The sequence below is a fragment of the Brevundimonas sp. genome (genome assembly GCF_023259385.1).
GTDB lineage: Bacteria > Pseudomonadota > Alphaproteobacteria > Caulobacterales > Caulobacteraceae > Brevundimonas.
In genome coordinates this window covers 1-7,236 of the sequence record NZ_JAHFPF010000187.1, presented here as the reverse complement: position 1 = coordinate 7,236, position 7,236 = coordinate 1, and the positions used below count along the sequence as shown (strand labels likewise).

Genomic DNA, 7,236 nt, shown 5'->3' with positions numbered 1-7,236 from the left:
TCCACCCCGGGGGCGCGCATCGATGTGAACGTCTCCTCCATGTGCGACGCCAAGAGCCTGCTGGGCGGAGCGCTGATCGTCACCGGCCTGCAGGGCGCGGACGGTCAGGTCTATGCGGTGGCCCAGGGCTCGATCCAGACCGGCTCGGTCTCGGCATCGGGCGCTTCGGGCTCGTCGGTCACGCGCGGCGTGCCGACCGCCGGACGAATCGCCTCGGGCGCCACGGTCGAGCGCGAGACCGGCTTCGAACTGGCCAATATGAACGAGGTGCGGCTGACGCTGCGCAATCCCGACTTCACCACGGCCCAGCGGGTCGCCGCCGCGATCAACCAGTCCTATCCGAACACGGCCCTGGCCGAGAACGGCTCCGTGGTCGCCCTGCGCGCCCCGACCGGCTTCGGCATGGCCGGCTTCATCAGCCGGATCGAGAACCTGCCGGTCCAGGTCGACGCCCCGGCCAAGGTCATCATCGACGAGGTCAACGGCGTCATCGTCATGGGCGAGGCCGTGCGGGTCTCCACCGTGGCCATCGCCCAGGGCAATCTGACCGTCTCCGTGCAGGAGAACCCGCAAGTCAGCCAGCCCGAGCCCTTCAGCCGCGGCGGCCAGACCGTGGTCGTGCCCCAGTCGGACGTCTCCGTCGAGGAAGAGCGCGGCGTGCAGATGCGCATGCTGGGCGGCGGAACCTCGCTCTCCAGCCTGGTCAACGGCCTGAACGCCCTGGGGGTCAGCCCGCGCGACATGATCAGCATCCTGCAGGCCATCAAGGCCGCCGGGGCGCTGCAAGCAGACATCGAGGTGATGTGAGCATGACCGATCTGACCGTCTCCTCCGCCCTGCCCACGACCGCCGCGGCCGCGCCGCAGGTCACCGCCCGGATGCGCGAGACCGCCAAACAGTTCGAGGCGTCCTTCCTGTCGCAGATGCTCAAGCCGATGTTCGAGGGCCTGAAGACCGACGGGATCGGCGGTGGCGGCGAGGCCGAGGGCCAGTGGCGCAGCTTCATGATCGACGCCATGGCCCAACAGACCGTCAAGGCGGGCGGCATCGGCCTGGCCGATCAGGTCGTCGCGCAGATGCTGAAGATGCAGGAACAGGGACAATGACCGAATCTCAAGTCGTGAACGCCACCGCCCGGGTTCGGCAGATGACCGACCTGACCGAGCGGCTGACCGCCTGCCTCATCGAGGAATCGAAGGCCTTCGAGGCGCGCCGGCCGCAGGACGCCGCCGCCACGGTCGCCGCGACCCAGGAACTGGCCAACGCCTACCGCCGCGAGTCGGCCCAGCTGAAGGCCAATCCGACCGCCATCGCCGCCGCGCCCGCCCCGCTCCGTGACGCCCTGATCAAGGCGACCCGGCTGTTCGAGGCCGTGCTGTCGCGCCACGCCCACGCCGTCGAGGCCGCCCGGGTCATCTCCGAAGGCCTGGTCAAGACGATCGCCGCCGAGGTCGCCAGCCAGCGCGGCTCCCCTTCCGCCTATAGCGCGTCGGGTCACGCGAACGCGGGCGACGGCCGCGCCGTGGCGCTGAACCGGACGGCCTGAAAACGGCGTTCGTGCAAAGGCGGCTTTAACGTCGTGCGCGTTAGATCTCCGGAATGACGATCAAATCGCGCCTTCTCGGCATGGCCTTCGCCTCCTCCGACGTGCTCTTTGAGCTTGATCGGGACAAGATCACCTTCGCCATCGGCGTGGGTCCGGTCGCGGGCGTCGATCCGGCCGCCGCATGGACCGGCCAGGGGCTGAGCGCCCTGCTCGGCAAGTCCTGCCTTGAGCACGTGAACGCCGCCCTGGCCGCCCTGAAGCCAGGCGTGCGCTCCGCGCCGATCGAGGTCGAGGTTCTGGCCGGCGAGGATCGGGTCCGCCGCGCCGTCCTGCGCGCCTTCCTGCTGCCCGACCTCGCTCCCTTCGTCTCCTGCGCCATGGCCTGGCAAGGGGCGGCCTACCAAGCCGTCGCGCCGAAGACCGAGCCGCTGCTGGACGCGCGGGGGCTGCTGAAGCGGCTCGGCGCCCTGCTGGCCGTCGGCGGCACCGGTCCGGAACTGTCCGTCGACTTCCTTGAGATCCCTGGACTGGGCGCGCTGGACGAGCCGCACCGCAAGGCCGGCGCGCGGATCGAGGCGCGGCTGCAGCTGGCCTCCATCGGCGGGATCAGCGCGGCCCGCCTGGCTCCCGACCGTTTCGCCCTGATGCGCGACTCCGCCGACATCGTCGACCTGGCCGAGGAAATCCGCGCCATGGGCCTGGCCGAGGGGGTGAACCTGTCGCCGGTCGCCACTCGCGCCGAGATCGGTCGGGCCGAGGCCGCCGTCGCCGTGCGCACCCTGCGCTTCGCGCTGGAGGACTGCCTGAAGGACGGCGCGGCCGCCGGCGACCGGTTCAGCGCCCGCCTGCAGCGCACGGTGCAGGACGCCGACCGCTTCCGCGCCATCGTGCGCAGCCGCGACTTCAGCCTCGTCTGGCAGCCCATCGTCGCTCTGGACAGCCGGGCGGTGCACCATTTCGAGGCCCTGAGCCGCTTCGGCGGCGCGGCCTCCGCCCCGACCGGTCCGATCGCCATGGCCGAGGAACTGGGCCTGATCGACGATTTCGATCTGGCGGTGGCGGAGAAGGCCCTGACCCAGCTGCGCCGCCCCGGGTTCGGCCTGGTCAAGGCGGCGATCAACGTCTCGGGCGCCTCGCTGGCTGACGGCCGCTATGTCGAGGGCCTGCTGCGCATGACCGCCGCGGCCCCGGACATCCGCAAGCGGCTGATGGTCGAGATCACGGAGACGGCCGACGTGGTCGATCTGGACGGCGCCAACCAGCGCCTGGCCGGCCTGCGCGAGGCGGGCATCAAGGTCTGCCTGGACGACTACGGCGTCGGCTCGGCCTCCCTGACCTATCTGCACAAGCTCTCGATCGACATCCTGAAGCTGGACGGCGGCTTCGTGCGCGAGATCGAGACCGACGCCAAGGTCCGTACCCTGGCCACCCATCTGGTCGGCCTGTGCCGCGACCTGAAGATCGCCACCGTGGCAGAGATGGTCGAGACCGAGGGGCAGGCGGCGGCGATAAAGTCGCTCGGCGTCGACTTCGGCCAGGGCTGGCTGTTCGGCCGTCCGACCGAGACTCCGGTCGCCGCCGCGCCCGCGACGCCCGCCCGCCGCAAGGGCGAGGTCGCCGGCTGGGGCTAAAGCGCCAGCGTCCGCTCGATCCCGACGGCGTCCAGGAAGTCCGGATCGTGGCTGACCACGACCAGGGCGCCGTCATAGCCGCGCAGGGCGGCCTCCACCGCCGCGACCGAGTCCAGATCGAGGTGGTTGGTCGGTTCGTCGAGGATCAACAGCTGCGCGGGACGGACGCCGCCGGTGACGCAGGCCAGCGCCGCCCTCAGCCGCTCGCCGCCTGACAGCGTTCCCGCCGTCCGTTGCGCCGCCGTGTTACGGAACAGGAACCGAGCCAGCGCCACATGGGCGTCGTTGGCCGTCGCCTGCGGATTGATCCGGCGATAGGCCTCCACCAGCGTCTCGTCCGGGTGCAGGAGGGCCGCCTCCTGATCCAGCAGGGCCGCGGTCACCGGCCGCGCGATCCGGCCCAAGGTCGGTTCCAGCGTCCCCGCGATCAGCTTCAGCAGGGTCGACTTGCCCGCGCCGTTCGCGCCGGTCACCGCCACCCGCTCAGGCCCCGTCAGCTTCAACGAAACCGGCCCCACGATCCGCCGTCCGCCCGGCGCGTCCCAGGCGACGGCGTCCAGCTCCAGCACCGTCCGTCCCGCCGCCAGCCTCGTCGGCGGCATCGGAATATCCAGCGCCCGTACCCGCTCCACCTTCTCGCGCGCGGCGGCCAGGTCCGCCTCCGCGGCCTCGGCCCGGCGTTCGGCCAGCCGGTTCTCGCGCGCGCCGGAATTCTCCGCCCGCTCGGCCATGGCCCCCAGCAGGATCTTCGGCTCGGACTTCTTCATCGCGAAGGCGCGGCCGGCCCGATCGCGGCGGGCCTTCTTCTCGACGGCCTTCTGACCTTCGCGGGCGATGCGGGCCGCCTCGCGCCCGGCCGCGTCCAGATCCCGCTCGGCGGCGGCGCGCTCGGCGGCCTTGCGTTCGGCGTAGAGATCGTAGCCGCCGCCGTAGACCGCGGCCCCGAGGCTCGACAGCTCGACGATGCGGTCCATCCGGCGCAGCAGGGCCCGGTCATGGCTCACCGCCAGAACGCCGCCGGGCCAGCGGCCCAGAACCTCGGCGATGCGCTCGCGTCCGTCACGATCCAGGTGATTGGTCGGCTCGTCCAGCAAGAGCAGGTCCGGCGGATCCAGCAGCAGGGCGGCCAGCCGCAGCCGGGTCTGCTCGCCGCCGCTCAGCGAGGCCGTCTCGCGCGACAAATCCAGCGCCTGCAGCCCGACCTCCGCCAGGACCTCGCCGATACGGCTCTCCAGCGTCCAGTCGGCGGCGTCGAGATCGTCCGCCGTCCCCTCGCCCGCCAGAATGCGCGCCAGCACGGCCAGCGCGGCGGCCGCGCCGAGCGTCTCCGCCGCCGTTTCGCCGGGCGCGGGCTCGCCGCGCTGCTCCAGCCAGGCGACGGTTCCGACGCGGTTGATCGCGCCCTCGGCGGGGGCGGACATGTCGGCGATCAGGCGCAGCAGCGTGGTCTTGCCCGAGCCGTTGCGGCCGACAAGTCCGGTGCGCTCCCGCCCGAAGACGAGGCTCAGATCAGAAAATAGGGTGGAACCGTCAGGCGTTCGGGCCGCGACGCGATCGAGCGTCACGAGTGCGGATGCGGACGGGTTTCGGCTTGGGAGCGAGGACATAGGCGAGCACGAGCAGCAGAGGAGCGGAAAGGGCGAAACCGATTTCCAGCGTGCTGATCATGATCGTCGGGCCTCCAGTGAACTCACTCGAAGCCAAGAGGATGGGCGCCCGGAGCCCCGCACGCAACCCCTTTCCGCTCTGGCGGCGCTGACGAGACCGTGAAAGGCTGGGGGTCTGGAGGACCTTCCATGCGTTTTTTCGCCCGCCTCGCCGTCGCCGCGACCCTGCTCTCGGCCGCCGCCTGTGCTCATGCGACGCCGGACGCCGTTCCTCCGGTCTCGCCCGACTACGCCCCGCTCGCGGAACAGCCCACCGGACCCCACGCCCGCCTCTACGCCGAGTGCATTCGCCAGGCGGCGGGCTCAGGCGCCTACCGGCAGGTGATCGACGGCGGCGAGGAACTGCTGCTGTTCACCTGCACCGGCCCCCTCGCCCGGAGCTTCTATGACGCCCTGGGTCCGCACAGCACGGCGATGGGAACCGGCTTCGCCCAGGACGGTCGCAGCGCCCGCTCGACCGCCCGGGTCCAGAAGAACCTGGTCGGGGTCGACTATTGCTCGGTCGATGCGTCCGGCGGCGATCCCCGCTGCGTCCTGACGTTCAACGCCGGCGACTTCCTGATCGCCGACTGACGCGGGGTCGCACGGTCTGGCCGGGCCGGCTCGGGCGGCCTAGAGGATCGCCATGACCCACGCCGACACCGCTGAAGCCTTCGCCGCCCGCCGCAAGGCCGCGACGGACCGCATCCGCGCCGAGACCGGCATCGACGAGGCCATGATCGACCGGCTGGTGGAGACCTTCTACGGCAAGGTCCGCGACGACGCCCTGATCGGCCCGGTCTTCGCCGCCCGGGTCGAGGACTGGGACCCGCACCTGGCGCAGATGAAGCTGTTCTGGTCGTCGGTGGCGCTGTCGACCGGCGTCTATCAGGGCCGCCCGATGCCGAAGCACCTGCCCCTGCCCATCGATGCGACGCATTTTGACCGCTGGCTGGCCCTGTTCGAGGAGACGACGCGGGAGGTCTGCCCGCCCGTCGCAGCCGCCCACTTCATGGAACGGGCGCGCCGGATCGCCGAAAGCCTGGAGCTGGGCGTGGCCAATGCGAACAGCGTCCTGCTGGGGTCCGGCGAGCGCTACCGACGGCCGTGGACGCCCCGGGATTGAGGACTGCTGCCACCTGCTGTCAGCAGTCTGGCGCCGGCGGCCGCCAGTTCCTATAATGTTCTTGCTGATCTCAGCGAAACATCCCCCATATAGCGTTGTCGCGCCGGACCCTGCCCGGCCCTCTCCGCGTTCCCGGATTCCATGACCGAAAAGCACAACTTCATCCGCGTGCGCGGCGCGCGCGAACACAATCTCAAGGGCGTCGATCTCGACATTCCGCGCGAGAAGCTGGTGGTCATGACCGGCCTGTCCGGCTCGGGCAAAAGCTCGCTCGCCTTCGACACCATCTACGCCGAGGGACAGCGCCGCTATGTCGAGTCGCTCAGCGCCTACGCCCGCCAATTCCTGGAGCTGATGGGCAAGCCCGACGTGGACCTGATCGAGGGCCTGTCGCCGGCCATCTCCATCGAGCAGAAGACGACGTCCAAGAACCCGCGCTCGACGGTCGGCACGGTGACCGAGATCCACGACTACATGCGCCTGCTGTGGGCGCGAGTCGGCGTGCCCTATTCGCCCGCCACCGGCCTGCCGATCGAGAGCCAGACCATCTCCATGATGGTCGACAAGCTGACGGCGTTGGCCGACGGCGAGCGCATCCTGCTGCTGGCTCCGGTCGTTCGCGGCCGCAAGGGCGAGTACAAGAAGGAGATGGCCGAGTGGCAGCGCTCGGGCTTCCAGCGCGTGAAGATCGACGGCGAGTTCTACGCCATCGAGGACGCCCCGGCGCTGGACAAGAAGTTCAAGCACGACATCGACATCGTCGTGGACCGCATCGTCACCAAACAGGGGCTTGAGAGCCGCTACGCCGACAGCCTGCAGACCGCGCTGGGCCTGGCCGAAGGCATCGCCGTGGCCGAGTGGGCCAACACCATGGAAGGCGAGACTGGCCCGCGCCGCATCACCTTCTCCGAGAAGTTCGCCTGCCCGGTCTCCGGCTTCACCATCGCCGAGATCGAGCCGCGGCTGTTCTCGTTCAACAACCCGTTCGGCGCCTGCCCGGCCTGCGGCGGGCTCGGCGTCGAGCAGCACATCGACGCCGACCTGGTCATCCCCGACCGCGACAAGAGCTTGCGCGCGGGCGCCATCGCACCGTGGGCAAAATCGTCGTCGCCCTATTACATCCAGACCCTGCAAGCGCTCGGCAAGCACTACAAGTTCACCCTCGACGCCAAGTGGAAGGACCTGCCGAAGAAGACGCAAGACGCGATCCTGCACGGCTCGGGCGAGGACACGATCAAGTTCACCTACGACGACGGTGCGCGGTCGTACCAGACCACCAAGCCGTTC

8 protein-coding genes and 1 pseudogene are annotated in these 7,236 nt (G+C 70.2%); 7 read left to right on the top strand and 2 right to left on the bottom strand.

What is annotated here, in order from left to right:
* From flgI to Q0C81_RS13680, 4 genes are all read left to right on the top strand, one after another.
* Positions 1–807, top strand: an 807-nt coding sequence (flgI, locus tag Q0C81_RS13695; protein WP_291838928.1) for a flagellar basal body P-ring protein FlgI, incomplete at its 5' end; no start/stop codon positions are given.
* A 2-nt stretch (positions 808–809) separates the two neighbouring features.
* On the top strand, positions 810–1,106 hold the full coding sequence (locus Q0C81_RS13690; protein ID WP_291838925.1) for a rod-binding protein: 297 nt from the start codon (positions 810–812) through the stop codon (positions 1,104–1,106).
* Entirely contained in the window at positions 1,103–1,546 is a 444-nt protein-coding gene (locus tag Q0C81_RS13685; RefSeq protein WP_291838922.1) for a flagellar basal-body protein FlbY, read from the top strand. Before Q0C81_RS13690 ends, Q0C81_RS13685 begins: the two co-directional genes overlap by 4 nt.
* Before the next feature lie 53 nt (positions 1,547–1,599).
* A complete protein-coding gene (locus tag Q0C81_RS13680) occupies positions 1,600–3,177 on the top strand; it encodes an EAL domain-containing protein (protein WP_291838919.1) in 1,578 nt (525 codons plus the stop codon).
* Here the strand turns inward: Q0C81_RS13680 and Q0C81_RS13675 are convergent.
* Together Q0C81_RS13675 and Q0C81_RS13670 are read right to left on the bottom strand one after the other, a co-directional pair.
* Complete coding sequence (locus tag Q0C81_RS13675; RefSeq protein WP_291838916.1) at positions 3,174–4,742, bottom strand: ATP-binding cassette domain-containing protein; 1,569 nt, start codon at positions 4,740–4,742, stop codon at positions 3,174–3,176. The two genes, Q0C81_RS13680 and Q0C81_RS13675, sit on opposite strands and share 4 nt — an antisense overlap.
* Entirely contained in the window at positions 4,708–4,845 is a 138-nt protein-coding gene (locus Q0C81_RS13670) for a hypothetical protein (RefSeq protein WP_291838914.1), read from the bottom strand. Before Q0C81_RS13670 ends, Q0C81_RS13675 begins: the two co-directional genes overlap by 35 nt.
* Before the next feature lie 128 nt (positions 4,846–4,973).
* Here Q0C81_RS13670 and Q0C81_RS13665 point away from each other — a divergent pair, with 128 nt between their 5' ends.
* The 3 genes and pseudogenes from Q0C81_RS13665 to Q0C81_RS13655 form a co-directional block, all read left to right on the top strand.
* A complete protein-coding gene (locus tag Q0C81_RS13665; RefSeq protein WP_291838911.1) occupies positions 4,974–5,417 on the top strand; it encodes a hypothetical protein in 444 nt (147 codons plus the stop codon).
* 52 nt (positions 5,418–5,469) lie between these two features.
* Positions 5,470–5,949 (top strand): group III truncated hemoglobin, encoded by a 480-nt coding sequence (locus Q0C81_RS13660; RefSeq protein WP_291838909.1) that lies wholly within the window; start codon positions 5,470–5,472, stop codon positions 5,947–5,949.
* Between the two features lie 141 nt (positions 5,950–6,090).
* Positions 6,091–7,236: pseudogene (locus Q0C81_RS13655) on the top strand (excinuclease ABC subunit A); the annotation flags it as partial.